This window comes from Rhodococcus sp. 105337 (assembly GCF_012844225.1).
Lineage (GTDB): Bacteria > Actinomycetota > Actinomycetes > Mycobacteriales > Mycobacteriaceae > Rhodococcus.
The window spans coordinates 497,845-524,132 of record NZ_JABAGQ010000001.1; the positions used below are offsets into that span (position 1 = coordinate 497,845).

Annotated in this window: 25 protein-coding genes; 18 read left to right on the forward strand and 7 right to left on the reverse strand. The window is 67.4% G+C overall.

All coding sequences use genetic code 11. The features are described from left to right. Positions 1-55: 55 nt before the first annotated feature. Positions 56-982: a PaaI family thioesterase gene (locus HF886_RS02325; protein ID WP_240954834.1), complete on the forward strand. Its 927-nt coding sequence runs from the start codon at positions 56-58 to the stop codon at positions 980-982. On the opposite strand, the gene HF886_RS02330 is transcribed toward HF886_RS02325, so the two are convergent. Further along, positions 967-1,251: a hypothetical protein gene (locus HF886_RS02330; RefSeq protein ID WP_169618918.1), complete on the reverse strand. Its 285-nt coding sequence runs from the start codon at positions 1,249-1,251 to the stop codon at positions 967-969. The genes HF886_RS02325 and HF886_RS02330 overlap by 16 nt on opposite strands. 447 nt (positions 1,252-1,698) lie before the next feature. Here HF886_RS02330 and HF886_RS02335 point away from each other — a divergent pair, with 447 nt between their 5' ends. From HF886_RS02335 to HF886_RS02370, 8 genes are all read left to right on the forward strand, one after another. Continuing rightward, positions 1,699-2,373, forward strand: coding sequence for a hotdog domain-containing protein (locus tag HF886_RS02335; protein WP_169651436.1), 675 nt, complete (start codon positions 1,699-1,701; stop codon positions 2,371-2,373). A 338-nt stretch (positions 2,374-2,711) separates the two neighbouring features. Then, positions 2,712-4,097, forward strand: coding sequence for an ABC transporter substrate-binding protein (locus HF886_RS02340; RefSeq protein WP_346765278.1), 1,386 nt, complete (start codon positions 2,712-2,714; stop codon positions 4,095-4,097). Then, positions 4,097-6,220 (forward strand): ABC transporter permease, encoded by a 2,124-nt coding sequence (locus HF886_RS02345; protein WP_169651438.1) that lies wholly within the window; start codon positions 4,097-4,099, stop codon positions 6,218-6,220. The genes HF886_RS02340 and HF886_RS02345 overlap by 1 nt, the downstream gene beginning before the upstream one ends. Next, the gene (locus tag HF886_RS02350) at positions 6,198-6,911 is read left to right on the forward strand and encodes an ABC transporter ATP-binding protein (RefSeq protein WP_169651439.1); all 714 of its coding nucleotides are present in this window, start codon (positions 6,198-6,200) and stop codon (positions 6,909-6,911) included. Before HF886_RS02345 ends, HF886_RS02350 begins: the two co-directional genes overlap by 23 nt. Then, the gene (locus HF886_RS02355; RefSeq protein ID WP_169651440.1) at positions 6,908-7,612 is read left to right on the forward strand and encodes an ABC transporter ATP-binding protein; all 705 of its coding nucleotides are present in this window, start codon (positions 6,908-6,910) and stop codon (positions 7,610-7,612) included. The genes HF886_RS02350 and HF886_RS02355 overlap by 4 nt, the downstream gene beginning before the upstream one ends. After that, positions 7,609-7,962, forward strand: coding sequence for a hypothetical protein (locus HF886_RS02360; RefSeq protein WP_169651441.1), 354 nt, complete (start codon positions 7,609-7,611; stop codon positions 7,960-7,962). The genes HF886_RS02355 and HF886_RS02360 overlap by 4 nt, the downstream gene beginning before the upstream one ends. Before the next feature lie 135 nt (positions 7,963-8,097). Then, entirely contained in the window at positions 8,098-8,622 is a 525-nt protein-coding gene (locus tag HF886_RS02365; protein ID WP_169651442.1) for a hypothetical protein, read from the forward strand. 96 nt (positions 8,623-8,718) lie between these two features. Continuing rightward, positions 8,719-9,165, forward strand: coding sequence for a hypothetical protein (locus HF886_RS02370; RefSeq protein ID WP_240954835.1), 447 nt, complete (start codon positions 8,719-8,721; stop codon positions 9,163-9,165). Positions 9,166-9,582: 417 nt separating this feature from the next. Here the strand turns inward: HF886_RS02370 and HF886_RS02375 are convergent, their stop codons facing one another. After that, positions 9,583-9,798 carry a hypothetical protein gene (locus HF886_RS02375; RefSeq protein WP_169618904.1) on the reverse strand — a complete coding sequence of 72 codons (216 nt, stop codon included), beginning with the start codon at positions 9,796-9,798 and terminating at the stop codon, positions 9,583-9,585. Between the two features lie 127 nt (positions 9,799-9,925). Between HF886_RS02375 and HF886_RS02380 the strand changes: the two genes are divergently transcribed. From HF886_RS02380 to HF886_RS02395, 4 genes are all read left to right on the forward strand, one after another. After that, positions 9,926-10,597, forward strand: a complete 672-nt coding sequence (locus HF886_RS02380) for a pentapeptide repeat-containing protein (RefSeq protein ID WP_169651443.1) — start codon at positions 9,926-9,928, stop codon at positions 10,595-10,597. Between the two features lie 40 nt (positions 10,598-10,637). Continuing rightward, the gene (locus HF886_RS02385; protein ID WP_346765279.1) at positions 10,638-11,963 is read left to right on the forward strand and encodes a glycosyltransferase 87 family protein; all 1,326 of its coding nucleotides are present in this window, start codon (positions 10,638-10,640) and stop codon (positions 11,961-11,963) included. Positions 11,964-12,061: 98 nt separating this feature from the next. Further along, positions 12,062-12,316 (forward strand): hypothetical protein, encoded by a 255-nt coding sequence (locus HF886_RS02390; RefSeq protein ID WP_346765280.1) that lies wholly within the window; start codon positions 12,062-12,064, stop codon positions 12,314-12,316. 63 nt (positions 12,317-12,379) lie between these two features. Continuing rightward, entirely contained in the window at positions 12,380-12,976 is a 597-nt protein-coding gene (locus HF886_RS02395) for a phosphoribosylanthranilate isomerase (protein ID WP_169651444.1), read from the forward strand. Between the two features lie 21 nt (positions 12,977-12,997). Here the strand turns inward: HF886_RS02395 and HF886_RS02400 are convergent, their stop codons facing one another. Both HF886_RS02400 and HF886_RS02405 read right to left on the reverse strand, forming a co-directional pair. Then, positions 12,998-14,530 carry a sugar transferase gene (locus HF886_RS02400; protein WP_169618898.1) on the reverse strand — a complete coding sequence of 511 codons (1,533 nt, stop codon included), beginning with the start codon at positions 14,528-14,530 and terminating at the stop codon, positions 12,998-13,000. A gap of 518 nt (positions 14,531-15,048) precedes the next feature. After that, the gene (locus HF886_RS02405) at positions 15,049-16,143 is read right to left on the reverse strand and encodes a glycosyltransferase (RefSeq protein ID WP_240951833.1); all 1,095 of its coding nucleotides are present in this window, start codon (positions 16,141-16,143) and stop codon (positions 15,049-15,051) included. A 181-nt stretch (positions 16,144-16,324) separates the two neighbouring features. On the opposite strand from HF886_RS02405, the gene HF886_RS02410 reads away from it, so the two are divergent. Genes HF886_RS02410 through HF886_RS02430 form a run of 5 tightly spaced genes read left to right on the forward strand, consistent with a single transcriptional unit; the run spans position 16,325 to position 23,242 of the window. After that, entirely contained in the window at positions 16,325-18,061 is a 1,737-nt protein-coding gene (locus HF886_RS02410; RefSeq protein WP_169651445.1) for an alpha/beta hydrolase, read from the forward strand. After that, positions 18,058-19,455, forward strand: a complete 1,398-nt coding sequence (locus tag HF886_RS02415; protein WP_169651446.1) for an O-antigen ligase family protein — start codon at positions 18,058-18,060, stop codon at positions 19,453-19,455. Before HF886_RS02410 ends, HF886_RS02415 begins: the two co-directional genes overlap by 4 nt. Beyond that, positions 19,401-20,420 (forward strand): glycosyltransferase family 1 protein, encoded by a 1,020-nt coding sequence (locus HF886_RS02420; RefSeq protein ID WP_240954836.1) that lies wholly within the window; start codon positions 19,401-19,403, stop codon positions 20,418-20,420. The genes HF886_RS02415 and HF886_RS02420 overlap by 55 nt, the downstream gene beginning before the upstream one ends. Positions 20,421-20,432: 12 nt before the next feature. Further along, positions 20,433-22,124, forward strand: a complete 1,692-nt coding sequence (locus tag HF886_RS02425) for an oligosaccharide flippase family protein (RefSeq protein ID WP_346765281.1) — start codon at positions 20,433-20,435, stop codon at positions 22,122-22,124. 32 nt (positions 22,125-22,156) lie between these two features. Next, the gene (locus tag HF886_RS02430) at positions 22,157-23,242 is read left to right on the forward strand and encodes a cellulase family glycosylhydrolase (protein WP_296550478.1); all 1,086 of its coding nucleotides are present in this window, start codon (positions 22,157-22,159) and stop codon (positions 23,240-23,242) included. Here the strand turns inward: HF886_RS02430 and HF886_RS02435 are convergent, their stop codons facing one another. The 3 genes from HF886_RS02435 to HF886_RS02445 all read right to left on the reverse strand — a co-directional run bounded on the left by HF886_RS02435 (position 23,243) and on the right by HF886_RS02445 (position 26,218). Further along, positions 23,243-24,325, reverse strand: a complete 1,083-nt coding sequence (locus HF886_RS02435; RefSeq protein ID WP_169651448.1) for a GNAT family N-acetyltransferase — start codon at positions 24,323-24,325, stop codon at positions 23,243-23,245. A gap of 214 nt (positions 24,326-24,539) precedes the next feature. Next, positions 24,540-25,757 (reverse strand): aminotransferase class I/II-fold pyridoxal phosphate-dependent enzyme, encoded by a 1,218-nt coding sequence (locus HF886_RS02440; protein ID WP_169651449.1) that lies wholly within the window; start codon positions 25,755-25,757, stop codon positions 24,540-24,542. Then, complete coding sequence (locus HF886_RS02445; protein WP_169651450.1) at positions 25,754-26,218, reverse strand: DinB family protein; 465 nt, start codon at positions 26,216-26,218, stop codon at positions 25,754-25,756. The genes HF886_RS02440 and HF886_RS02445 overlap by 4 nt, the downstream gene beginning before the upstream one ends. Positions 26,219-26,288: the final 70 nt, after the last annotated feature.

Consider the following 26,288-nt stretch of genomic DNA (forward strand, 5'->3'; position numbering starts at 1 on the left):
CGTCCACGGACGGCGCAATAGCGTTCGACGGGGAGATGGTGGCAATATGATTCTCATGAATGAGAATGGAATTTCTAGCGACGGTTCGTCACTGCTGGTGATGAGTCAGCACGCCTTCTCGTCCGACTTCGGCCTGCTCTCACGGCTCGTCACGAAAGAACGCGCGGTGATGCGTTCGGTCCTGACCGACAAACTGCGCTCCGATGCGGGCTCGGCATCGCTCGGAGTGCTGACGACGCTGGTCGACATCGTCACCTCGAGTCCGGCGCTTGCCGCCTGCGGGCAGGACTGGGTCGCCACCCAGGACCTCACCCTCCACGCCACCGGCCCGCTGACGGAAGGTCCCGTCGTCATCGACGCACAGCTCGTGCGCATCGGCAAGAAGATGATCCACGTGTCGGCAGACGTGTACGACGCACGCGGCACAACCGATCTCGACGAGCTCATCGCCGCGCTCGATACCGGCGGTGAGGGCGGTCCGGTGCTCGCGGCCCGCGCGCTGGTCACGTTCGCGCGCTTGCCGCGCGCCGCCGCGCCGAGGGCGGACGAATACACGCCGGGCGAATGGGTCGGTGTGGACCGTGAGTACCCGGTCGTGCCGGTCGACGGGACGATCTACTCCCGACTCGGCATGCGCATCGTCGACCCGGACGAAGGGGTTCTCGAGCTCGACCGAACGCCCTTCGTGGCCAACATGATCGGCACCATCCAGGGCGGTGCGCAAGCCCTCCTCGCAGAGTCGGCCGCACACGCGATGCGGCCCGATCTGGTGGCGACCGACATTCAGATGCACTTCCTGTCCCAGGTGCGCGTCGGTCCGGCACGGTCGTACGGCACGGTGGTCCGCGACGGGGCCGACCATTCGGTGATCAGCGTCCGTCTCGTCGATGCCGGCGCAGACGACCAGCTGCTCGCCCTGACCACGGTGACCCTGCAGCGTCCGCCGGCGAGGGCGGCCGACTCGGCTCAGCCCGAACTGTGAGTGGCCGCGAAGACGATGAACACCACGAACAGCGCACCCGTTCCGAGCACCGTGCCCACGACGGTCTCGACGTAGTTCGTCGCGAGGCCCTTCTCGATCCTCAGAAGTCCGATCCAACCGCAGACCACGGCGAGCAGGCCGGCGGGGATGGACACGAAGTCGCCGACGACAGGAACGAACGCAGTCAGCGCGGCAACGATGCCGGCGATCAGCGCAGTGTTTCCCAGTCCGTTGCGATCGCGGAACTCGGTGGGCGGTGTCGCCGACATGCCTACTCCCAAGAGTTCGGCGGATGGGTATCGGTACATCCTGCACCCTCGACGGGGGTCTGTCTCGGAGGACGACGCCCGTGCTCGACGTGGGGCGCCGTCCTCTTTCGGCACTCGACCGACCGGTGAGGGTCGCACACACGCCGTTTCTCCGCCGCCGAGTCCTCGATTCACCCCCGGGTCACCTGCATTTCGCCGGCGGCGTGCCCGAAGGATGTATAGCGTGTTTCGGAGTTGCTTCTGGCAACACGCCGCACGCGCCTCCTCCCCTCCGGCGCTGCGGTCGGCCCCGTCGGCCCCTCCCCTCGAATTCGCCGACGGGGTCGCCGCCGCTCCAGGCACGCCGGACCGGCACCTCCGTCCCGTACGTCGGCACCGGCGTTTGACCCGCGGGCACGGACACGGTCGACTAGCGGTGGCCCCTCACACGAACCCGGAGACCCCGCGATGACCGATGCTCTCGACGCTGCCGCCCGCCTTTTCGTCAACGACGGGCTTTCCGAAGACGAAATCGCTCGTCAGGCCGCGTTGTACGGTCCGCTCGCCGACGATGTCCGCGCACTGATCCCGCTTGCCGTGCAGAGCCGAGCCGATGACGACGACGTGCGACGGGCCCGGGAGCACCTGGCAGCCGCGAGGGAGTTGCTCGGGCGCCGGAAGGAGGACCACCCCTTCGGTACCCGGTTCAACGACGCCGGCAACTTCCGGGTGTGGGGCAACGCCGCCATGGGACTGCGGAACGCGATCGCGCCACTGCCCCGCATCAACCAGGATCCCGACGGTCGCGTGTGGGCCGACTTCCATCTGCATGTCGGCTTCGAAGGGCCCGCGGGACATACACACGGCGGAGTCTCGGCGCTGATCCTGGACCAGCTGCTCGGTGACGCGGCCCGGGTGGGCGGCTCACCCGGAATGACGGGCACGCTCACGCTGCGCTATCGCAGACCCACCCCTCTCGGCGATCTGCACGGGGAAGCAAAACTCGACCGGATCGAGGGGCGTAAGGGATTCGTCACCGGACACATCGCGGGGCCGCACGGGATCTGCGTCGAAGCGAAGGGCATCTTCATCAGGCCCAACTGGCCTGACGGCAACGGCCGCGACCGGCACCGCGCGGGATAACAGCACGCCGCGCCGCGTGCCGGCCGTCGAGACCGCCGGTCGTGCCGGGAGCGACACGGCCGTGCGCCGTATTCACCCATCCTGGGCGTGACCGGGCCGAACAGTTCCGTAATACCTGTTCCGTGACGATCGTTGCTTCCGGGACAGAACGACCCTTACCACGTCGCACGACGCGTGTCTCGTCGAGCACGGAAAAATCTTTTGTCTGATTCTCCAAAAGCGAGAAGTCGGTTCCCCTCCTGTGCAAGCATCATGCCCGACACCGGCGAAGTGGGGGCTTCGGACGCCGGGTCACCCGTTCACAGCGCTGGCCGAACGGCCCGGTGAAGGAGGCAGACGTGAAAGCACAACGGACGCTCGTCGCACTGGCGGCGATCGCCGTGCTCGCCGCAGGATGCAGCGGGCGCAGCGAAAGTGGTGGGTCCGAAGACGACGAATCGCGCGGCGGTACCGCGCAATCCGCTTCGGGCGACTTCGGCGACCTCAGCGGTCTCTGCGGGCCGGGCGACGCCACGACTGCGACCGCGCAGGGCGTGACCGCCGACGAGATCCGAGTCGGCGTCCTGTCCGATGTCGGCTTCACCAAGAACCCCGAATTCGTCGATGCCGCACATGTGTTCACCTCATGGTGCAACGCCGCCGGCGGCATCAACGGCCGCACGCTCGTAGCCGAAACGCGCGACGCGAAACTGATGGAAGTCCGGCAACGGATGATCGAAGCCTGCCGCGAGGACTTCGCCCTCGTCGGCGGCGGCGCTGCGCTCGACGGTCTCGGCGTCAAGGAACGGTTGTCGTGCCTGCTGCCCAGCTACCCCGCCCAGGTCTCGCAGACGCAGGCAGTGGGCGCCGATCTCGAGATCAGCGCCTCCCCCAGCCGGGTTCCGGGCTACGACCCCTACTACGGCTTCCGCGAATGGCTCATCACCGAGAAGTACCCGGAGTCCGCGGGTTCGGTGGGAATCATCAACGGTGATTCGCCTGTCACCCGCGACCTCGGGCAACAAGCCGTCGACAGCATCACCGCAGCAGGTGGCACCCTCACCTACAACGACCTCTACCCCGCGATGGGCGTCGCCGACTGGACCCCCTATGCACAGTCCATCAAGAGCAAAAACGTTCGCGGACTGGTCTTCTACGGTGACTTCAAGCAACTCGCCAAGCTCGAAGAAGTGCTCACGGGGATGAACTACAAGCTCGACTGGATCGACGCCAACAACAACGCATACAACGATTCGTTCATCGAACTTCTCGGGAAGTCGGCCGAATTCCAGAACAACTACGTCGATCTGGGCGGCAGCGCTCCCTTGAGCAGCGCCGACGACGAGCCCGCCGTCCAGCAGGTCCTCGACATGTACGCCGAATACGCGCCGGATGCCGAGATCACCTTCCCGGCGCTACGGGCGATGTCCGCGTGGGCGCTGTTCGCGAAAGCCGCGACGAGTTGCGGCGACGACCTCACCCGCTCCTGCGTCTACGAGGCTGCGCTGCAGGAAGACTCATGGACCGGCGGCGGCCTCCACGCCGCCGGCGACCTCACGAATCCTGTTCCCCCGCAACCGTGTTTCAACGTCGAGGCAGCCACACCCGACGGTTGGGTCACGGCCGACTTCGGAGCCGACAACGGGCTCTACCGATGCAACACCCCGCCGTTCGCGTACCCCGGTGACTACGGCGTGCCGATGACACTCGCCGACGTCGGCAAGAGCATGGGCGACATCCAGTAATGGAACAGTTCGTCACCTTCGGGATCGTCGGCCTCAGCACCGCTGCGATCTACGCGATCATCAGCAGCGGGCTGGTGGTGACCTACACGACCACCGGGGTGTTCAACTTCGCGCACGGCGCCACCGGAATGATGGCCGCGTTCGCGTACTGGCAACTCAGCATCGGCTGGGGCTGGCCGGTATGGCTGTCGGTGATCACGGTGCTGTTCGTGCTGGCACCGGCGTTCGGGCTACTGGTCGAGCACCTGATGCGGCCCGTACAGCGTCTCGGGGAAGCCGAGAGGCTCGTCATGACAATCGCGATGCTCAGCGGCCTGATCGCCGTCGCCCGGTGGATCTGGGATCCCAACAAGTCCCGTTCGCTCCCGACGTTCTTCGCCGAGAAGGACTCCTTCCACATCGGCGCGGCCACGGTCTCCTGGCATCAGGCCCTGACGATGGTCGTCGCGGTCGCAGTGGCGCTCGGGCTCCGGTTGCTGATGTTCAACACCCGCACGGGCGCGGAAATGCGGGCGACGGTGGACGACCGGGCCCTCGTCGGGCTCACCGGCGCCGACCCGGTGCGCGCCAACCGCGTCGCCTGGATCCTGGGCACCACCTTGGCAGCCCTCGGCGGGATCCTCATCGCGCCGATGGTGGCGCTCGATGCCACCCAGTTGTCGCTGTTGATCGTCAGTGCTTATGCCGCAGCGATATTCGGGCGGCTGAAGAGCTTGCCGATGACCTTCGTCGGCGCGATCGTGATCGGCTGCATGGAGGCCTACCTTGCCGGTTATCTGCCGCAGAACGAGTACCTCCCGGGGTTGCGGCTGGCCGCACCCGCGATCGTGTTGCTGCTCGCGCTGCTGCTTTTCCCGCACGGAAGGTTGCGCGGGCGAGACCGTCACCTGAGCCCGGTTCCCTTGCCGTCGGTGCGCGGAACGTTCGCGTTCGCGGGCGTCATCGTGGCGTTCGGGCTCCTCCTCGCCACCGTGCTCGGCGCGGGCGATCTCGTCACCTACGGACAGATCTTCGCCTTCGGTGTCATCGCGCTGTCGTTCGTCCCGCTCGTCGGGTACGCCGGCCAGATCTCGCTGTGCCAGCTCAGCATGGCCGGCATCGGTGCGATCGCGTGCGCACACCTCGGCGGCGACGGACAGTGGTGGGCGCTGATCGCAGCGGTGGTGGTCGCGGGCGTCGCAGGAGCCGTCGTCGCGGTACCCGCCCTCCGGCTGTCGGGGGTGTACCTGGCACTGGGCACGGCCGCGATCGCCGTCGTGCTCGACCGGTGGATCTTCTCGCTGCCGTCGTTCGAACTCTTCGGCATCGACATCGCGCTGTTCGACCAGGGGTCGGTAGAACTCGTCGGCCCGTCCCTGTTCGGGATGCAGGTCGACACCCCCGCCGAACTGACGGTGTTCTCGGCGGTCTGCCTCGCGCTGGTCACCGCGGGCATCGCGGCACTGCGCCGGGGCAGGCTCGGCAGGCGCTTGATCGCTTTGCGCGACAGCGAAGCCGCATACGCAACGCTCGGCGGCAGCCTGCTTCTGACGAAGATCGTCGTCTTCGCGATTTCCGCGGGGATCGCCGGTCTCGGCGGTGCACTGTACGGGATGCAACTGCAATCCGTCGCGGCCGACCAGTTCAATTTCGTTGCCGGACTGTCGATCTTCCTCATCGCGGTCGTAGGCGGCCTCGGGGTGGTGGGTAACGGACTGTTCACCGGGTCGATGCTCGCCGGACCGTTCAACGCGATCGTGGCACTGTGGCCCGCCGCGCAGAACCTCGTTCAGGTCGCACCGGCCGCCGCGGGTCTCGCGTACGGGTCCGGCGCGGTGGACGACGGTGTGGTCCCGTCGCTGCGGCGGCGCTGGGAACCGGTTTTCCACGATGCACTCGTGATCGCGGCCGTCGTCACCTGGGTGGTGTTGCTCTGGCTACTGCGACTGATCGACGTGATCAACGGATACGTGCTGATCGCCGGGATCGTCGCCGGAGCGCTGGCCGCACGGAGCTGGGCTGCCGCCCGCCACAGGCCGGTTCCGCACTCCGAGGAGATCCCCGTGGAGTGGTGGGGCGTGAAACGTCCCTGGACTGCGGAAGACGAGGAGGTGCTCGATCGTGCCGTCACAACTCGCAGTTGACGACATCTCGGTCGCGTTCGGCGGCCACCGCGCGCTCGACGGGGTCGCGCTGACCGCGGAATGCGGAGAGGTGACCGGACTGATCGGCCCCAACGGTGCGGGCAAGAGCACTCTGTTCGACGTGGTCTCCGGACTCCGGAAACCCCTCTCTGGCACCGTGTCCCTCAACGGCCGGGACGTGACACGCGCCGGTCCGGCTCGCCGCGCACGACACGGGCTCGCCCGTACATTTCAACGGCTCGAACTGTTCGGCCGGCTCAGCGTGCGCGACAACCTGCGCGTAGCAGCAGAATTGGGACCCGAGCGACGACACGCTGGGCGCGTCGCCGACGAGATACTCGCCCGACTGGGTATCGAACATCTCGCCGACACCACCGCCGACTCACTGTCCACCGGCATGGGACGCCTCGTCGAGGTGGCGCGGGCACTTGCGGTGCGTCCGTCCCTCATCCTCCTCGACGAGCCGGCTGCAGGCCAGGACGTGCAGGAGACCGAACTGTTCGCCGCGCTCCTGCGCGCGCTCGCCGCCGACGGGACCGCCGTCCTGCTGGTCGAGCACGACATGGAACTCGTCATGAGCGTGTGCGACACGGTGTACGTGCTCGATCTCGGGAAGATCATCGCGTCCGGGCCACCGGGTGTCATCCGCAGCGACGAGACCGTGCTCGCAGCCTATCTGGGGAAGTCATGAGCGCCATACTCGAAATGCGCGGTGTCCGAGCCGCATACGACGCCATCACCGTTCTTCACGGAATCGACCTGCAGGTCGCTGCGGGTCGGGTGGTGGCGTTGCTCGGCCCCAACGGAGCCGGCAAGACCACCACCCTGCGGGTCGCGGCCGGCGTTCATCCCGTCTCGTCCGGGCAGCTACTACTCGGCGGCCGTGACGCCACGGGAGTCGCGCCCCGGGATCTGGCACGGGCGGGAGTGTGCCTCATCCCCGAAGGCCGAGGGGTGTTCCCCAACATGTCGGTTCGGGACAACCTCCTGATGATGACCTTCGCCGGTCGTCCACGAGCCGAGGTCGAGGAGATCGCGTTCTCGCGCTTTCCCATTCTGGCCGAGCGAGCGGCGCAGACCGCGGGAACACTGTCCGGCGGCGAACAGCAGATGCTGGCGCTCGCCCGCGGTCTCGCCACCGACCCCGCCGTGCTCCTGCTCGACGAGCTGTCCATGGGGCTGGCACCGATGATCGTTGCCCAGCTCTACGACCACGTCTCGGAGATCGCCCGGAGCGGAGTGGCCGTGCTCGTCGTCGAGCAGTTCGCCGACGCGGTACTCGATTTCGCCGACCACGCCGCGGTGCTGGTCCGCGGGCGGATCCAGCAACAGGGACATCCGGAAGACCTACGCACCGAACTCGCATCCCTCTACCTAGGAAGTGCGCCATGACCTCGACCGAAGACCGCGCCGACAGGTTCACCCGCGAACTCGCCCAACTGAAGATCCCGGATCCGGCGGCCGGGCGACACGACCTCTGGCTGCGCCTCGGCCTCATCCTGATGGTGGCAGGTCCCGTGCTCGGCGTGGCGTCGTACTTCCTGTCGCACAACACCTCCGACGCTCTCGTGCAACGCGACGCGATCGTGCTGGCGATCGTCGGCGTTGCGGTGGCCGTGGTGGGCTCCGCTGTGTTCCTGCGGTACTCGCTCACCGGCTTTCTCCGGTTCTGGATGGCCCGCCAAGCCTTCGATCTGGCGGTTCTCTCCGACGGTCTGCCCCACCGGGACGGATCGTCCTAGACGACACGGTTCGCCGTAACGACTCGAGGTCGCGACCGCGTCTTCGTCACGACCACGACCACATCTCCGGTAGCGGGATTCCACTGCCGGTCGAACAGGGTGACGGAAAACGTCCGGCACCCGGAGAGGACTCATATGCGCGTCTCGATCACCCGTCGTGCGCTCGCCGTCTGCGGTTCGATGGCCGTCGCCGCCGCAGTCGTCACAGGCTGCAGCGATTCCAGCGAAGACACGTCCGGCGACGACACCTCCACCACGTCCAGCGTCGCCACCACTACCACTGCAACTGCGGAAGCAGCCTCGGCCGACACTGCCACCACGGAGGCGGTGACCGCGTCCTATGTCACCTTCTTCGACGGGACGACCCCGGCGGCCACGCGCGCCGGCGTGGTGGAGAACGGCGAGAACTTCCTTCCCGCCCTCGAGGGCATGGCCACCGACCCCCAGGCCTCCGCGACGGCAGCAACCGTCGAGGGTGTGACGGTCGCGGATGACGGCACCGCCACGGTCTCGTGGACGTTGCTCATGAACGGTGCCCCCGTACTTCCCGATCAGTCCGGCGAGGCGATCGAGGAGGATGGCACGTGGAAGGTCAGTGCCGCGACGTTCTGCGCGCTGCTGGCCATCCAGGGAGACGGCAGCGCCGTACCGGGCTGCTGACGCAGCGAATCACCGTCGCTGCCCGGACGACTCGGCGGTCGGCGCCATTCCGGTTGCTGCCGGCATGGCACCGACACGCCGTCGTTGCATCGGCAGATGCCCTCCCCAGTACAGTGGGGCACCGCCGCCGGCAACGAGAGGGAGCCCATGCAGCACGCCCTGTTCTACTCGCTCGTCGCCATGTGCTCGCTGTTCGCGGCATCGACATGGTGCCTGGCGAGGCCGCACGCCCTCTCGAGCCTTGCCGCTGCCGTAGCCGCCGCACTCTGGTTCCTCATGAACGGAATGCTGGAAGGCCGGGTGCTGTACTCCGTCACCCCCGACCACGGGCTCACCGAAGCGGACCTGCTTTCCGCGGCGGCACTCGGCATTTCGGCCTGGGGGTTCCGGGCGACCGCCAGCAACCGGCGCAGACGCGACCGCCGGGCACGACCGGCGCCCCGCAGTATCCACGTCGACGAGACACGCGCGATGCCCCGGCAGATCCTGCCCGGGCAGCACGACGTGAGCGTACCCACGCGCGGACCTCGGAATCAGCACTAGGCGCGGCTGCCGACCCTGCGATCCACATCCCCGCAACCGATTTGGGTATCGGTTTCGTCTCGATGCTGGACCGGGTGCGCGCACCTGACCTAAACTCCCCGACGGCCACATTCAGGTGGCCGTGTCTCCAGAAGTCCTCCCCGACACACATGGAGATACAGCGCAGGGCCCCGCCGGCTCCTCCCCCTCATTTCGCTGGCGGGGCTTCCCTGCTCACATCACTCCTGGGTTCACAGCTACTCCGACGGGCACTCGACCGCCCCGCCGGGTTCCGCAGCGACGGCGTCCGGCGTGACCCGTAGCAATACCGCACCCGCTCCCGCGGTTGCGATACCCCTCGCGCTACAACTGCCTACTTCACTTCCTCCCGCGCCCACGATAAATCTCTTTGTCCACGCTTGTGTCAGGATTCACTGATCACCGCTCGTCGAATGCACGCGCACGACAGCGGTCCCCGAGCGGCGGGCTGTAGACCACGGCGTCGCACACGCGGCACGCATGTGTCCGGTGCATCACGCCGCAGTCGCATACCTGCGATCCCACCAGCGTCCGGTTCGGTCCCAGCCGGTGCCCGTTGGGGCAGCGCGCGGGAGCAGGTTCGGCCCAGCCGGACGGGATTCGATACAGCTTCACCGTTCGATCATATGTTCGAATGCATGAGCTGTTCGACCCCTCCGGCGAGGAAAGGATCAGATCGCGGTCGCGGGGTCGCGCGGAGGGTCCGGATCTGCGCGGCACCCGTACGGGCGACACTGGTCGCATGACCACTCGCGCCTCCCGGACCACCACCAAGCCCCCGAAGATCGACGGACGTCGGCCGGTCGAACTCGACGACGGGGACGCCCGCGACCTGGCGGCGCACACCACCGTCGAGCGAATGCGGTATTCGGACGTCGACCTGTCCGGACTCGATCTCGCGGGTGTGACGCTGTCCGAGTGCGAGCTCGCCGGGGTGTCCGTCGACGGCACGGACTTCACGAGCGCACGAATGGTCGACACCCGCATCGAGCGGATGCACGCACCGAAGTTCTCCGCTTCCCGCAGCACCCTGCACAACGTGCGGATCGTCGGCAGCCGGATCGGCGCGCTCGACCTGTACGACTCCGGACTGCGCTCGGTGGTGGTGACCGATTCGAAGATCAGCCTGATCAACCTGCGCGCAGGGAACCTGCGTGACGTGCTGTTCCGGGGATGCATCATCGACGAACTCGACCTCGCCGAAGCGAACCTCACGCGGGTGGCGTTCGAAGACAGCCGAATCGGCGACCTCGATGTGAACCGCGCCACTCTCGCGCACGTCGACTTCCGCGGCGCGGAGATCGGAGTGATCAGAAATCTGGACGGATTGAGGGGATCTACCATCAGCGGCCATCAGGCCGTTGCACTCGCAGGCCTGTTCGCCGCACACCTCGGAATCCGGATCGACAGCTGAGGTTGCCCGAAGATCGAGGAAAGATCAGTAAAGTCATCGAGTGCGACATTTATGGCTGAAGCGAGACGACGACCGTCCATCGACCGAACTCTCCCTCGACCTCCGCACACACACCACCGCGATCGCGGTGATCTTCGGTCTCTCGATCGCCGCGACGATCGCCTTTCTGGTCGGTAACGACTACATCGACCTGCTGGTCTACCGCATGGGCGCACACGTGCTGCTCGACGGCGGAGACCTCTACGGTGCGATCCCTCCGGTCGTCGACGACTTCGGACTGCCGTTCACCTACCCCCCGCTCTCCGCGATCCTCTTCGTACCGCTCGCACTGATCCCCGTCACACTCTCCAAGTTCGTGTTCACCGCGGTGTCCGTCGCAGCACTCGTGGTGACAGTGCGCATGGTGCTCGGACGGGTGCGTCCCGACCTGGAGAACCGCACATCCTGGGTCGTCACAGCGGTCACCGTCGCCGTCGCACTCCAACTCGAACCCGTCCGCGAAACCATCAGCTTCGGCCAGATCAACTTGGTGCTCATGGCCTTGGTGGCCGTCGACGTACTCGCCTCCAAACCCAAATGGCCCCGGGGTGTGCTGATCGGTCTTGCCGCCGCCATCAAGCTGACACCCGCGGGTTTCCTGCTGTTGTTCCTGCTCGCGCGCGATTGGCGGACCAGCGCACGCATCGTCGTCTCCGCACTCGGTTTCTCTGCGGCGGCGTTCGTCCTCCTGCCCGAGGCGTCCACGCGGTACTGGTTGCACACGCTTCCGGACACCGGGCGAATCGGCTCGGCGTACTACGCGGCCAACGAATCCTTCAAGGCCGTCGTCTCGCGGTTCGCTCCGCCCGACCCGCTCGAGTCGGCGCTGTGGCTCGGTGCCGTCGCCGTCATGCTGGTTGTCGCGGTCGTCGCAATCCGCCTCGCTCTCTCGCGGGGAGACCTCGTGACGGCGCTGCTCGCCACTGCGACTGCGGTGCTTCTCGCCTCGCCGGTCTCGTGGTCGCACCACTGGGTCTGGGTCGCTCCGGCACTGATGGTGCTGACACTCGAGGTGCTGCGTGCACCCAGCCGGCGCAACGTCGCCGTTGCTGTCGCCATCGGTGCGGTCTTCCTCATCGGGCCGCACCACCTGCTGCCGGCGGGCGACGGACGCGAACTCGAGTGGGCGCTGCCGCAACACCTGGTAGGCGGCGCGTACGTGATGATCGGCGTCGGCTTCCTGATCCGGCTCGCACAGCTGCGTCAGGACACAGTGCGTCAGGACACCGCGTCCGGTGCCGAACTCGGGCGTCTTCCGGGCGCAGCTTCCGACCCGGCCCCACGGGTGGGAACGCTCTCCCCACCCGACGACACACCAGGCGTGTGACGCAGATCTCACGTTTTCCGGCACCGAAATGGGTACCTGACGGTGGGAAGTTGCGTCCGCACCGCGCGGGACGCGCAGAAGGAGAAAGGTGCAGACCTGTGCGCCAGAAGGCAGATCTTCGGATGGTCACCCCGATGCAGGACATCGCCACGCAGGACGTCGCAACACGCGGCACCGAGCATTTCGGTGCCCAGCGCTGGTCGTTCCGATGCGAGCGATGTGACCACTCCTACCGGACTGTCGCACACACCTACACCGTCGCCGCTCTCGCAGCCCGCGCCAACGGCTGGGTCGTGGACCCCACCGCGCTGTGCCCCGGGTGCGCCAGCGTCGCCCTCTCCCTCGCCGCATAGCGGGTCGAAAAGCCTCCCTGCCGTACCCATATCCTCGTAGGGAATGAGGACGGAAGGCAGGCGATGACGTTCATCAAGATGTGCGGGCTTCGAGACGAGGCCACGGTCGACCTGGCCGTCGAACTGGGTGTCGACGCGGTGGGCTTCGTCTTCGCCGACAGTCCGCGCCGGGTGTCTGCCGAAGAGGCGACGCGACTGCGGTCGCGGGTGCCCGACGGAACACTCGCGGTGGGGGTCTACGTGAAGATGGCTCTCGACGAGATCGTCGCGACAGCCCGTGCGGCCGGCCTCGACCACGTCCAGGTGCACGACTTGCGTTCCGCGGACGATGTCCGGGTGCTCCACGAAGCGGGACTGACCGTCATCCGTGCGGTGAACAAGAGCGGCGCCGCGTCGGTGTCCGAGGATTTGGGCGCCGATCTGCTGCTCGTCGACGGTGCGGTTGCGGGCGCCGGGGTCACGTGGGACTGGCAGGATCGCAGCGCTGTCCCCGACGGGCGCTGGATCCTCGCCGGCGGCTTGACCCCGGACAATGTGGCGCGAGCGGTCGCCACGTCGGGAGCCTGGGGCGTCGACGTCTCGAGCGGCATCGAGTCCGGTCGCGGGATCAAGAGTCCGGAGTTGATGACGGCGTTCGCACACGCGGTGCGAGGAGCCTGAGCCGGCAGGCCGAAACGCGCCTCAGTAGGCACCGTCGCTCGCGAGGACAGCGCGCACCGTCTTCGCGACGATCAGCAGATCCTGCACCATCGACCAGTTCGCCACATAGAACAGGTCGAGCCGAACACGGTCGGCCTCCGAGAGATTCGACCGTCCCGACACCTGCCACAGCCCGGTCATGCCCGGGCGCACCAGCATTCGGCGGTCGACGAAGCGCGGAATCTCCCGGCCTTCCCCCACCGTGAGGGGGCGCGGACCGACCAGACTCATATCGCGCGTCAGAACGTTGAACAACTGCGGCAGTTCGTCGATGCTGGTTCGGCGAATGAATCGTCCGACCGGGGTGATCCGCGGGTCGGACGACGACTTGTAGAACACCGAGCGACTGCTGTCCGTTTCGCGTCGCATCTCATCGATCATCGTGTCCGCGTCCGTCACCATGGACCGGAACTTCCACATGCGGAAGGTCGCTCCGTTCAGCCCGACGCGTTCCTGGCGATAAAAGACGGGCCCCCGATCCTGAACTTTGATCAGAGCCGCGACACACAGCATGACGGGTGCGAAGGCGAGGAGAGCGAGAGTCGCGCTCACGAGGTCGAAGACGGTCTTGGCCATCCGGTTGGACCCGCGGTACTGGGGTTCCTCGACGTGGACGAGAGGGAGACCGCCCACCGGGTACATCGACAGCCGGGGTGACGCGATCTCGGTGACACCCGGCGCGACCACAAGGTCCACCCGGTACGGCTCGAGGTCCCACGCGAGGTCTGCGAGATCGGAATTGCCCCACTGCGCATTCGTGGCCACCGCCACGGTGTCTGCGCCCGTGAGCTTGACGGCGTGCAGCACATCCTTCTCGCCACCGAGGACCGGAATGTCGAGCCCGCCCGCGGTGAGCGTCCGGATCTGCTCACCGGTGTATCCCGGGGTGCACACTCCCACCACCCGGTAACCGGAATCGGCGTCACGAGTGAAGGATTCGACCATCGCCTTGACCGCCTGGTCACCGCCGATCACGAGTACCGAGGTGCGGAACTCGCCGCGTTCACGCCTGCGGCCGATCTCCCGGCGCCACCGATGCCGCCCGAGGAGAAGGCCGGCCAGCCCGAGGGGCAGGGCGACTCCGAGATAGATGCGGACCGCGTCGAGGTCGATCACGAACGACTCGATCAGGAACGACAGGATCGCGATGAATCCGAAACACTGGAGCGTCGCCCTGGTGACCAGACGGTATTCCTCTTCGCCCCTGCCGATTACCGTGGGTTTGCGGGTGCGAGCCAGCGACAACGCGGCGAGCCAGCAGCCGGCAACGGCGACCGCCAGCAGCATCGAGTTCGGAACACCGGCCTCCGGAACTTCACCGAAAGCGAACCGAACCCACTGTGCAAGTGCAAGAACCGCACACACGACTGCGGCGTCGGTCAGGCACAACAGCCGGGTATGGATGGTCTGCCATTGCCTGCGGGTGCCGTGCCTCTCGGTGGATTCCCGCGTCGTGTCCGGGCTCGGGGCGGGTAGGGCGCGCAGTCTTCGCGCTCGCCCGGCTTCGATGCTCATTTACGCCCCATGCTTCGGCTTACCCCTCGCCCCCCGACCGTGTGACGGCTCGGTCGGTCCCGACCGTTTCGCCCTGCCCGACTGCTATGACCGTTATGCCGCTATTACCGTTTTCCTGCCGAGAAGTGTTTCAGTGCTCTAGGTCACACCGGAACGGAAGCCTGTCCGTGCGAGAATGTCCGGCCGCGGGGTGACAGCACCGTCCGGAAGCGTGCGATCCGTTGAGTGCACGTGCGGCGTGTTTCGGCCCTCGTAACCGCGGCGACACCCGGTTCCGTCCGTAGAACGGCCGGCGACCCTACAGCCGTTCCGGTGCCAGGGGCGCAGAGGATTCGGGCGACGCCAACATCCGGAGCGGGTCCACAAGAAGGCCAACCGTCGTACCGAAGTGCATGCCGAACCCCCACTTGTCCCCCATCGAACAGGCCCGCGACCCGCGTGGAACCTACCTCAGGGCACGAAGCGAGACAAGATCGACTCAGCGAGGGCGGGAGCCGTCGTACGTCACCGTTTCCGGCTCACGAGGAGACCCAGTTCCGGATGTCCGCACGGAATCTCTCCGACGACAACTCCGCCACCGAATTCCGGCCCCGTCGGGGAACCGTGTCGACGGCCGCGATGCACTCCGCGAGCGACTCCACGGAATCGTCCCGAAAGTGCAAGCCGTCCACCCCTTCCACCACGGTCTCCCCAGCTCCGCCGAGTTCGTTGACGATCACCCGCGCGCCGGCAGCGCGCGCTTCGACCGGCATGATCCCGAAGTCCTCGATCGCGGGAAAGACGTAGACATGCGCGCGCTGATACAGGGCGTACAGCATCTCGTCCGACGGACGCGCAAGCACACGCACGGGCACACGGGCCTCGTCGGCCAGCTTCCGCAGCCGCGCTTCCTCCGGACCCGACCCCGCGACGACGACGGGCAGACCCGCGAGATCAGCGGCACGGATGACCCAGTCCAGCCGCTTGTACGGAACGAACCTCGACGCCCCGAGGACGAACGTGTCCGGAAGGCTCTCGAGGAGCGCCGATTCCGGCTCCGAGAGTTCCGCACTCCACTCCGGGACCGACGAGATCCGTGTCGTGTCGACCGGAGGAAAGATCACGCGGGCCTCCACGCCCCAGGCCCGTTCCACCCGGCGTCGAACGAAATCGCTGTTCGCAGCGAACTGTGCCCCTTCTGCCGCCCGCCGGCGGTCGAGACGCCGGAGCGGCGGCGATGCCAGTTTGACCGCCGTCGACGCACCTCGATCGTCGAGTTCGGGGTTCCACAGGTAGCGGGCGGGGGTGTGCACGTAGACGAACTTGCGGAAGTCGCGTGCGGCACCGCGGAACGACACGTGGTGGGCGAAGCAATGCGAACTGACCAGCGCGAAGTCGTAGTCCCCGGTCCTCCGCCGCCACACGTAGGGCATCGCGGGGAGCGCGAGCGCCTTGTGGCGCCGCAGGGGGGTGCGCGCAAGTCCGCTCTCGCGCACCGTCCGCGTCGGGTAACGCTCGGCGTCGTCCCACAAACAGAGGACGTCGGCATCGGGATAGCACCGCACGAACTCGTCGAGCACCTTCTCCGAACCGCCGTCACGTGCGATCCACTCGTGCACGAGCACTCCCGGCATGACCATCCCTCCGAACGCCCGAGCAGTAGGGCACGGTAGTTTATGGCACAGGTTGCGCACCGGTACCGCCGGGTGTCGACGGCCCGATTCGAATGTGTCGTAGCAACAACCCGATTCAAGAGGTGGCGCGTGGTGCGCCGTCCGCCGCCTTGGGTCACCCGCATGATCTGGAGGTTCGAACGTGGGCGTGCAGCACTCGTCGTGGTTCGGGCCCGCCGACGCACCACTCCTCGCGCACATTCACGTTCCCGACGACGGCCGGTCCCGCGGCGCCGTGGTGCTCTGTCCACCGCTGGGCAAGGAACACCTCGACACCTACCGCGGCATGAAAGCACTCGCCGAGCAGCTCGCGGACCGCGGCCTGACGTCGGTGCGGTTCGACTATTCCGGTGCCGGTGACTCGTCGGGCGACCAGGATTCCCCTGACGCGGTAGCGGCCTGGCAGCGCAGCGTCGTTGCGGCGACCGCGCTCGCGCGCGCATGCGGAGCAGCGCACATCACCGTGGTCGGTCTGCGCGCCGGAGCACTTCTCGCGGCCACCGCGCTTCCCGGCTGCGGACCGGTCGACGCCGTGGTGCTGTGGGATCCCCTCCTTTCCGGCCGCAGCGCCCTGCGCGAACAACGCGCCCTGTACCGGGTAACCCAGGGCACCGACGATCCGGCCGATCCCCGCATCTCGATAATCGGCGGGGCCCTCTCCCCTGACGCCGCGCACGCGCTGAGCACGCTGCGCATCGACGCGAGTGTGTTCACCGGCATCAGGACCATGCTCGCGACGCGCCCCGCGGCGCGCGACACCCCGGCACTGTCCGCGCTCGCCGACGCGCTGGTGTGCGACGAACTGCCCCTCGTCGACCACGAGGCGTTCACCGCCCCCGCAGCTCTGTACGCCGACATCCCGTTCGGCGGTATCCGGGAGATCGCCGACTGGATCGCCGGAGGGTCGCCCACCGACACCCACGAAGTGGTGCTGTCGCTCCGGCATCGCGCGGCGGTGGCCACCACGACCGACGGCTCTCCCGTCTACGAATCGGTGGAATCGCTCGGACCCAATGCGCTGTTCGCGGTGCGGACCCATGCGGTCGAATCGGCGGGCAGCGACGATCACCGACCCACCGTGCTGTTCTTCGGGACCGCCTACGAGCACCGCATCGGCCCGAGCCGGCTCTGGGTGGAACTCGCCCGCAGCCTGGCCGCGCACGGCGTCTCCTCCGTCCGTTTCGACCGCACCGGGGTCGGAGACACCGGAACCGTGGACGCCGGCCGGCCCGCGTCGCTCTACTCCGAGGTGTCCGACCGGGACGCGATCGACGCCGCCACTGCGCTGGGGACCGAACCGGGCGACCTGATCGTGACGGGACTGTGCTCCGGTGCGTGGTACTCCTCGTACGTCGCTCTCCGGTTACGCACCCGCGCAGTGGTCCTGGTGAACATGATCCTGTGGTCCACCCACCGGCGTAAGTCTCTGCGTGAACAGCTTCGCCCGCCGGTACCTGCTGCACCCGGCGGCGGAGATCGCGAGCCGGGACCCGCCTCGGTTCCGTTGCGCGCGCGCATCAAACCGTTCGCACAGAAGCATTTGCCTTACCCCGCATGGCGATTGCTGGGCCGGCTCGGCGTCACCCAGGTCCCCGAGGTGATCCTCGAAGCGCTGCGCCGCGCAGGTGTCGATGTCACCGTCGTGCTCTCCGCACAGGACTACGCGTCGTTCCGCTACCAGCGGGGCGACGAAGGACTGCGGCGAGTCGAGCGACGAGGATTCACGGGACGCATCCGCGCCGGTGTGACCGGGGACCACGGCGCGTACCAGCGTGACGGGCGCGAGTTCCTTCGCGCCGAGATCACCGCGGCCGTGCTCTCGTCGTTCGGCCGGACCGACCCGGTACGCGAACCCGTTGCCGAGCCGGGCGTGTCATGACGGCCTTGCTCGTCCTGGCGCTGCCGTGCGCGGCCGCACTGGGTTTTGCTCTCTATCGGCGGCCGCAGCGTGGACTGCTTCTCATCGCCGCGCTCACACCTCTGCACGGGTTGCTCGTGATCGTGCCCGGCGGTTCGGCGCTGTCCCCCTGGAAAGAGGGGGTCCTCCTGCTGACCCTGGCGGCGACCTTCGTCAGCCCTTACCGCAGACGCACTCCCGCGCCGGCGTTTCCGTGGTGGCCGGCAGTGGCGGCATGGGTGGTCCTGGGTGTCGTGTCGGCGATACTCGTGTCGGGACCGGGAGCCGTTACCCCGCTGAAGATCACCTTCTTCTATCTCATCATTCCCGTGATCCTGTGGCGCGCACCGTTCGACGCCCGCGACCGCGACACCTTCGTCACGATCCTGATGGGCATGGGGGTGTTCACAGCGGTCGTCGGATTGGCGCAGCAGGTGATCGGTGGTGAGCGTCTCGCGGCACTCGGATACCGCTGGGACGACCATCTCCGCACCACAGGCGGGATCCTCCGTAGCTTCAGCACCTTCACGACCCCGTTCGCATTCGGGTTGTTCGTGATGATCAGCCTCGTCGTCGGCGGCGCGATCGCCCTCGCCGATCCCACCCGGCTCCGCAACCGGTTGTTTCTCTGCGCGACACCGATCATGCTGCTGGGCATGGGCGTGACGATCGTTCGTGCCAGTTATATCGGTCTTGCGGTCGCACTGCTGTGGCTCGCTGTCCACCGCCACCGCGCGCTGCTGCTGGGATTCGGTGCCGCCGCCCTCGCCGCGCCGATCGCTCTCCTCGTCGTACCGGGCTCGTTGCTTGCTCCGCTCTTGTCGTCGTCGAGCCTCGGTGAACGCGGCGACGGGTGGTCGGAGACCCTTGCCTCGCTGTGGGTGCATCCGTTCGGTCAGGGACTGGGCGCAACCGGTTCCGCCGCCGCCAAGGCCGCTTCCGAAACCAACCCCATGCTCTCGGAAATGTCGTTGCAGGCTGCGGTGACCTTCGGATTCATGCCGTACCAACCCGACAACTACTACATCAAACTCGCCGTCGAACTCGGACCGATCGGAGTGTGGTTGTTCGTCCTCGTTCTGGTCTGCGCCGCCGTGTCGACCCTTCGCGCCTCGCGGATCATGCGCGGCCAGGACGCCGCGCTCGCGCTCGGTGTGAGTGCGTCGGTGGTGGCGGTGGCGGTCGCGTCCACCGTGTCGACCTATCTGGAGATCTTCCCGCTCGACGTCTACTTCTGGTTACTCTTAGGGATCGTGGGATGTGCGCTCACACAGCATCGTTCGCAGCTTCATCGACCGGATACCGAATCGGGTTCGGAGCCATGGCGCTCCGCCCTGCCGGCAGCGGAGTCCAGACCTACGCCCGTGAACTGCTGAGGGCGCTGCCCGCGCTTCTCCCCGGGACCGAGTTGTGCGCGACAGTTCAGCGCGACGCGGTGGCAGAGTTGCCACCACAGGTCTCTGCCTCGCGGCGCCCCGTGGCACGCGGTGTGCGCCGCGCCGTGTGGAACGCGGTGCCCCTCCCCTCCACAGACCTGTTCCACAGCCTCGACGTCGATCTCCCTCTCGGTCAGCGCAGCCTGACGGTGTCGACGTTTCACGATCTGGCCGTCTTCGACGCACCGTGGGCGTTCAGCCGGTTCCGGGCGACAGGGGAACGCCGGTTGCTGCGCGACGCGATGCGCCGGGCCGATGTCCTCGTGGCCGTCTCCGAGTTCACCGCCGAACGCATCCACGCGTTGTCGGGCCGCGATGCCGTTGTCACCCCACTGGCGCCGGCCCCGTGGGCCACGCCCCCGTCGCCCGGCCAGGTTGCCGAGGTGCGCGCCCGCTACGGACTGCCCGACCGCTTCGTACTGCAGGTCGGCACCGTCGAACCGCGCAAGTCCGTCGCGCTGGTGGCCGAAGCGTGCCGGAACCTCGACGTGCCGTTCGTCCTCGCGGGCGCCGGTTCGACCGGACGCGACGCACCGTCCGGGGCCCACGGACTCGGTTATGTCGCCACCGCGGACCTGCCTGCCCTCTACGCTGCCGCGAGTGTCGTCGCATACGCCTCGCGCTACGAGGGCTTCGGTCTCCCACCCCTCGAAGCGATGGCGTGCGGCGGTGCTGTCGTCTCGAGTGCCGTCGGCGCATTGCCGGATTTCGCCGACGACGGGGCACTGCTCGTCACCGAACACACCGTGCCGGCATGGACGGCGGCGTTGCGCGCCACTCTCCTCGACCTCGACACCGCCCAGGCACTGAGGCGACGCGCCCCGGAGGTCGCCTCGACCCTCACGTGGACTCGGACGGCGGAACTCACCGTCGGCGCCTACCGCACCGCCGGCCTCCGACTGTGAAGGTGACTCCCGGTGGGTAGGCATTCACGTCCGGACGACGTGGACGACGACGAGAGCACCCACATTCCCGCCGACCTCGCTCCCTCGGGTCGCCACGCGAAGATCTGGGATTCCCCGTCACTGTCGGGCTACGCGCATCCCTCGATGACCAACACGGGGCAACTGCACATCGACCTCGTCGCCGAAACCGTCCTGATGGAACGGATCGTCGCCAAGGTCCACGAAGACCGCGACGGCACCCTGCACGAACCGCGACAGCCGCAACTGGACGGACGCGCGGCGCGGCGCAATACCGTGGCGATGCTCGGGAGCCGTCTGGCCATCGCGTCGATGGGCTGGGCCGGATCGATGATTTTGGCACGGGTGCTCGCCCCCGACGACTTCGGCAAGTTCTCGTTCGTGTTCGGTTTGCTCGGAGTGCTGTCGGTGGTCACGGATCTGGGCGTGGGCCGCGTCGTGCTCGCCAAACTCGTCGAATGCAATCCGTGGGAGGTCTCCTACGTCACGACGGCATTCATCGCGCTGCGCGGGGTGCTCGGCTTCATCGGCTACGCCCTCGCGGTGGGATACGTGGTGCTGCTGGGCTATTCGTCGGACGTGGTGTGGGCAACGGTCGTGGCAGGGCTGGTCGTGGTGGTGGCGACCCCCAGCAACGCCTTGTCGGTGATGTACCAGAGCCGTCTGCGTATGGCGTCGGTGGCCGCGGCCGAAACACTCGGCCAGCTCGCGCAATTGGTCTGCACCATTGCGGCCGTCCTGTGGCATCCGGTCCTGCTGGTGGTCGTCGCACCCGCGGTGATCAACGAAGTCGTCGCGGCCGCACTCAAGATTCGTGGCGTCCGCGCCGGCAAAGCCGGACCGCTACCGGCCGCGCGTGCCCAGTTGTGGCGCTGGCGCGAAATGCTGATCGAGGCGGTGCCACTGACGATCGGTTTCGCGCTGCTCACCGTCCTGTCGAAAGTCGACGTGCTGATGCTCGGCCGGATGGACACCTTCGACTCCGTCGGCCTCTACACGGTGGGGTACAAATTCGCCGACCTGTTGTCGATGGTTGCCTCCACGGTCGTCGGGCCCGTCACCACGCTGCTCGTCGCGACGTGGCCGGCGCAGAGCGAGCAGTTCCGGCAGCGGACGCGTGAAGCGGCGATGCTGCTCGCAGTCCTCGGCGCGGCGGCGACCGCCGCATTCTGGCCGACCGCGGACGGTGTGCTGGCGCTGCTCTACGGAGAGCGGTTCGCCGAAGGTGCCGATGCCTCCCGAATGCTCGTGGCCGGCAGCGCACTGTCGATGCTCACCGAACTGGGCCTGATGGTTCTCGTCGCGACCGGCCGGCACCGCGTCTACCCCTGGGTCGCGCTCGCCGCGCTCGCCGCGAACGTCGCCACGAACCTGGTGCTGATCCCCCGGATGTCGTTCGAGGGCGCGGCCCTCGCGACGGTCCTCACCGAGGCGGTGATGGTGGTGGCGATCTGGGTCGTGGTCGCCCGGACGGTTGCGGTCCGGCGGCTGTTCCCGTTCGCCCAGGCGTCGGCCATCGCCATGCTGGGTGTAGCAGTGACCGTATGGGCGTCGCTGCTCGCCGAGCAGTTCGACGTGCCGTGGCCGATCACCGCCGTCGTTGCTCCCCTGTGTGTGTTCGCAGGTGTTCATTTCCTTCCCATCACCGGTGGGCTGGGACTCGTCGGGCTCGTGAAGTCTCGGTGAGTCCGCGCCGGGCACAGCAGTACGGAGAAACAGTGAGACGGAGAACGGTGCTACGGAGACGACTGCTGAGCGCAGTGGCGGTGCTGGTCGTGCTCGGTACAGTCGCGTGCGGAAGTACCGAGCCCGCCGGGTGCCGCACCGATCTGTCGGCCGACAGCCTCGGTGTGGCCACGGGTTCGGGGCTCGACACTCTCGGGGATGCGGATCTCGACCGGTACTTCGGCGCCGCCGCGGACAGCGGTGCGGCGTGGGTCCGGTTCGACTTCGACTGGTCGATTCTCGAGCCGAGCCGGGGAGAATTCGACTGGTCCGGAACCGACCGGGTCGTCGATGCGGCCCGCGCGCACGGACTGCAGATCCTCGGATTGCTGACCCACACCCCGGAGTGGGCACGCGCCGGTGACGCAGACGATACGCACGGCCGGCCCGCCGATCCGGACGAGTTCGGGCGGTTCGGCGCGGATGTCGCGCAGCGGTACCGGGACCGGGTCTCCCACTGGGAGATCTGGAACGAGCCGAACCTCGCGGTGTTCTTCGGACCGCAGCCGGACCCGGTGGCGTATGCGGCCCTACTGGAGTCCGCCTCGAGTCGTATCCGTGCGGCGGTGCCCGGCGCCGTGGTCGTGAGCGGCGGATTGTCCCCGGCGACCGACAACGGGACGGATATCGCTCCGACGACCTTCCTCTCGGAACTCTACGAACTGGGTGTGGCGGAGAGTTTCGATGTGGTGGGCATGCATCCGTACAGCTACCCCGCCTTGCCCTCCGACGCCTCGACCGAGAGCTGGAACTCCTTCTACCGGATGCGCGACATGCGCGACATCATGATCGGGCACGGTGACGACGGAAAGCCGATATGGGCAACCGAATTCGGATCTCCTACCGGAACCGGCACCGATGCGGTGGATGCGGAGCGGCAGGCAGAGATACTGCGCGACGGCATCACCGAGCAGCGGCGCCTCGGTTTCGTGGACAAGCTGTTCGTGTACAGCCTCGTCGATCGTGGCACCGACGAATCCGATCGCGAACAGAATTTCGGTGTCGTCGACCATGCCCTTGCACCGAAACCCGCCTGGCACGTGATGCGCACGGCGGCAACGACACCCGGATGCCTCTGATCAGACGGATTCACCTGCGGGCCGGAGCACGTCGCGTGCGGCGCGACGCACCGGCCTCACCCAGTCGCTGCCGCGCTCGGCGAGCTGGAGCATCCATCGGGCGCGGCGGCGGCGGACGGGTGTGGCAACGACGGTTCCGACCCGGTATTCGCCGTTCGCCCAATGCGATTTGAATTCCGAGACGCCGACCATGTAGTCGAATCTCGCGATGCCGAGGGCGTCGTGATGGTCGGCGAGCCATCGCTGCAACAGCTGACCGGGTTGGTACCGGCGCACATCGGGATGAAAGCGGGCCATCCACATCTCGGCCACGTCGCCGGTGCGGAACATGATTTCGTGTGCGCACCACCGTGTTCCGACGACCAAGCCCACCACGAGCAGAGTTCCCGCCCGCGCTTCGGCCTCGAGCAGAGGTTTGGTGAACGCCGCGAACGACGGCCCGAAGAAATTGTCGCGGTCGGTGTGCTCGTCGGCTGCCGCTGCGACGGCGACGATGTCGTCCCAGCGTCGCTCGAGGTGTTCCGGATCGCGGATCACCTCGACTCGCGCGGGTGTACCGGCACCCTCGAGTGCTCGTTCGGCACGGCGCAGTGTCTTGAGCGTACGACTGCCGCGCAGCGTCGTCGCACCGGCGCCGCTCGGCAGATCGATGGTGAGGCATCGATCGTCCACCTCGACGCCGACGTTCCACAGCGGCGACGTACGCAACACCTCCACCAAGGGATCCGCTACGTCGATGTGGGTGAGTTGCAGCGACATCCCGGTTGCGGCGATCCCGTCCACCAACTCGGCGAGAGCGTGATCGTCGGCTGCGACGAACGTGCCGATCGTGCCGAGGCCGTGCCCCGGAAAGCGGAGGGTCTGTACGCCGAGTCGATTGCGCCGGTGGAGCGGAGCCACCGCCACGAGTCGTCCACCGCGGCGTGCCGTACCCACTGCCAGTCGTCCCCGCCCGAGGTTCCGGTGCCAGTTCAGCGCGTACGACGGTCGCGCGGCGACACGTGTGCCCACGTGCCGCGTGAGGTCGGACCATTCCGGGACGAGGGCGTCGACTGCACTGCCCTCGACGATGTCGAAGGTCATTGTCCGGGGCGGCGTCCGCGCTCCGGCTCGGACCGCCGGTGCTCTGTGTGCCGGCCTCGCATGTACCCAGCTCCTTCTCGGGAGTGCGCGACGCGAAACCGGCCGCACGGGACGCGCCGTGTCGCGCCCCCCGAGAACGATCGTAGGCGGACGACTCACCGTTACGGCGTCCGCACCGAGCTACACCTCTCGGCTCCCGGCCGAGTCGACGCGTCTACCGGACTCGGGGCGCCGCGAACGGTGCCGCGGGTACATCGGCTCCGCTGCCGAGCGCGGAGATGACGCCCTCGAGGATCATGTCGAGAAGCTCGGCCGATGTCGCGAAGTTGATGCGCACGTAGTTGCGGCATCCGCTGCCGAACCGCAACCCGCCCTCGACGAGGATCCTGCCGCGCTCCCGCACCCGTTCGACCGGATCATCGAATCCGAGCGGACCGACGTCGATCCAGGTGAGATACGTTCCCTCCGGGAGGTGGTGCCGCGCAGCGGGGATTCTTTCTCGAAGCACGGCGTCGACGTGCCTGCGATTCCGTTCCAGGACCTGCATGAGGTCGCGCTGCCATGCGTCACCGTGCCGCCACGCGGCGAGCGTGGCGACCACTCCGGGCACGGACACCGCGCCGTACAGGTCGAACGGTTCGGCGTCACGCCGTCTCAGCAGCCGTTCCGATCCGTAATGCACCACCGCGCACCGTAACCCGGCGAGATTGAAAGACTTTCCCGCGGATGTGATCGTGACAGTGCGTTTCGCCGCGTCCGGGCCGAGTGATGCGAACGGGATGTGCACGTGGGGCTCGAAGACTATTTCGGCGTGGATTTCGTCGCTGACCACCAGCAGGTCGAACCGTTCGGCGATGTCTGCGATCTGTTCGAGCTCCGCGCGGGTGTGAACACGGCCGGTGGGATTGTGCGGGTTGACGAGCACCAGTACGCGGGGGCGGTGGCGCGCAACCCGCTGCTCGAAGGCTTCCATGTCCAGCACCCACCCGTCGCCCCGATCGACGAAGGGGAAATCGAGCTGCTGCAGGCCCATCCGGCGGATGGAGGCGAGAAACGGCGGATAGTTCGGGGTCTGAACGACGACCGAGTCACCGCGTCGCGTGCTCAAGTGGAGGATCAGTTGCAGGGCCTGGATCAAGTCCGTTTGCTCGCGGACCGAGCCCGGGTCCGGTTCCCATCCGTACCGGTCGCGCATCCGCGTCGCGAATTCTTCACGCAGCGGGGTGCCGTGCACCCAATTCGGGTAGCCGAGGTCGGTCTCGATCTGTTCGTGGAGCGCACTGCGGATGACCGGTGCAACGGGGAAGTCCATGTCGGCGACCCACGCGGGCAACAGGCCTTCGTCGACGGCTCGAGCCCACTTCGCCCCCGCGCGAGCCGACAACTCGGCGATGTCCAGGTCGTCGAATCCTGGGAAAGAAATCCTGCTCATCGGGCCTCCTCGGATGCGGAGAGCAGCAGATCGCGCGTGATCTCGATCTGACCGTGATGCTGCGCAAGCTCTTCGAGGACGTGGAGCAGGACCCCGTCGACCGACACCACGTCACCCCGGTACTTCTCCGGTACAGCATGCGCCAGCCGGGCGGCCGGGTCCACCGCAGCGAGATCCTCGGCCAGCCGGGTGCGCTGCTCGGCGACCATCCGCGCCAACTCCGCGACGGTGCCCGATGCACCGAACTCCGACTCGCGGTCGCGGTTGCTCTCACGGCCGAGGACGATGTGGCCCACCCAGAACTCGACGAGCGCGCAGCAGTGATAGGTGATCGCCCACACCGAGTTGGCGCCCGGCAGCGGCGGTGCCGTGTTCGCGCCGGCGTCGCCGAGCTTCGTCGACGCGGACAGCATCCCGTCGAAAGCACGATCGACGAAGTAGAGGTACTCGTCGGTTTTCATCGCCCTACCGCCGTTCATCCTCATGTTCGAGTGAGCTGAGAATGACACGGTTCGGGGAAATCCGCGCGGC